Source organism: Parvibaculum sp., from assembly GCF_049672805.1.
In the GTDB taxonomy this organism is placed as follows: domain Bacteria; phylum Pseudomonadota; class Alphaproteobacteria; order Parvibaculales; family Parvibaculaceae; genus Parvibaculum.
The window spans coordinates 1-2,065 of the sequence record NZ_JBATWS010000374.1; the positions used below are offsets into that span (position 1 = coordinate 1).

At 62.7% G+C, this 2,065-nt stretch carries 2 protein-coding genes; both read right to left on the reverse strand.

What is annotated here, in order from left to right; genetic code table 11:
* Nucleotides 1-1,371, reverse strand: a 1,371-nt coding sequence (locus WBF74_RS11625) for a hypothetical protein (protein ID WP_424439881.1), incomplete at its 3' end; no start/stop codon positions are given.
* A gap of 74 nt (nt 1,372-1,445) precedes the next feature.
* A partial coding sequence (locus WBF74_RS11630) for a uracil-DNA glycosylase (protein ID WP_424439884.1) occupies nt 1,446-2,065 on the reverse strand: 620 nt, incomplete at its 5' end.

A 2,065-nucleotide genomic window follows, 5' to 3' on the forward strand; every position in this document is an offset into this window, starting at 1 on the left:
CCGCATGAAGGCGAGCAGCAAGGCGCGGTCCACCTTGTAGCCATTGCTGGGCTTGTAGTCGGCAAGCGGGAACAGGCCTGCATTGAGAATGATGCCGCCGCCGCGCGTGGTGCCGAGTGCGGGAAGATGCGCCGTATTTGCGACCTGCAACTGCACGGAGGGAAGTTCATAGGCCGCCGCAAGCGCGATCAGAGCCTGATCGAGTGACGGATCAATGAGCGCATGGGCGCGCAGCAATTCCTCACGCGCGAGATCCTGGCGCCCCGTCTGCATCAGCGCCACGCCACGCGCAATGGCGGGTGTTTCGGTGAGGGCGCGGAACGAGGCTTCATCAAGCCGTGGTTCAATCCAGTCGATCTTCAGTTCGCGGCCCAGCTGGCGTGTCGCAAGAATGCCGTAGAAGGTGGCGCCGGTGCTCGCAGCGAGTTCCAGCATCGGCGCGACTTTTTCAGGCTCGCCATTCGCAAGGAAGGCGCGTGCCGCCCAGAAACCGCCTGCAGATTTCGTCCAGGGTGAAACGCTGGAAGATTTGCTGAGCCGTTCAAAATGGCGCGCCGCGCTTGCATGATTTTCCATGCGCCATGCCGCAAGACCCGCATACCAATCGGCCAGCGGCACCTCGCGCATATGCGCTGACAGGATTTCCGTTGCGAGCCGATAGGCTTTCTCGTCCTGCCCTTCGAGGAAATAGGAAGCGAGAATGCGCTCGCGCACCTTGTCGAATTCGGCACCGCTCAACTGGTTGCGGGCATTCTTGCGGCGCAGATAGGCTTCGGCCTGTGTGGCGCTTTCGGTGCGCAGCATCCGGCGCACCTCGGCATCGAACTCCTTGAAGCGCGGCGACGATACTTCGCTGACGCCATCATCAACGGCATAGGTGGAATGGACCGGCTGTCGCCAGCGGCGCGGCTGCGGCTTGTCGGGCAGGGCGGCAGAAGCCGGGCGCTTGCGCATGGCGAGCTTGTAGATATCCGCCGCGCCCGGATGGTCATTATATTGCGCGAGCCAGTCTTTCAGTTCGGCGTACCGGGTCGTGTAGTGCGGACCCATATATTTGATGTAGAGCACATGGCCCATGAGCCGCTTGTCGCGGATTTGGGCGGTGAGCTTGTCTGCTTCCGCAAAACGCCCGCGCTCCATCGCTGTGAAGAGCTTGCGATAGGCTTCGCGGTCGGCACCGCTCAATATTTCGGGGCTCCAGATGCGCGCTGCGCGCTGGCCGCCTGCATCCGCAACGAGCACTTCGCGCCGGGGCATATCGGCATTCGCCGGAGCGCCGGATGTGAAAAACAGCGCGGCTGCCATGGCAACCGCACAAACAGCCCGGCCCGCCGCACGCGCGGCGAAAGGATGAAATGCCCCCCGTTTCATGGGGGCATCTTACCGCGTGAGCCAGACTGAACAAGCTCGCAAGGGTTGAATCGTGCCGAAAATGGACGGAATGGTTAACCCTGAAGGCGGGCCTTGAGAGAGAGCAGATCGCGCCAGGCGAGCCGCTTTTGTGCAGGCTGCCGCAACAGATAGGCAGGGTGGAGCGTGGGAAGGGCGGGCACCTCGCGCTCGCCTACCTTGATGCTCGCCCATTTGCCCCGGAGCCGCATGATGCCTGTATCCGTGTGCAGCATCTGCTTTGCCGAAACGCCGCCCAGCAGCACGATGATATCGGGGTTCACCAGTTCCACATGCCGCTCCACAAAGGGCATGCAGACCGCATGTTCGGCCGGTGTCGGCGTGCGGTTGCCCGGCGGGCGCCAGGGCAGCGTGTTGATGATATAGACGGAACTTCGATCAAGCCCGATCGAGGCAAGCATGCTGTCGAGCAACTGGCCCGCACGGCCCACAAAGGGCAGGCCCCGCAAATCCTCGTCCCGCCCCGGCGCTTCGCCGATCATCATGAGGCGCGCCTGCGGGTTGCCGTCGGCAAAGACGAGATTCTTCGCGGTATAACGGAGCGGGCATCCCTCAAAAGTAGCAAGCGCCTCTCTCAATTCATCAAGTGTGGTGCAGCGCGCGGCAATCTCGCGCGCACTTTCGGCGGCCTGCGCATCCTCAAGCGGAATGGAAC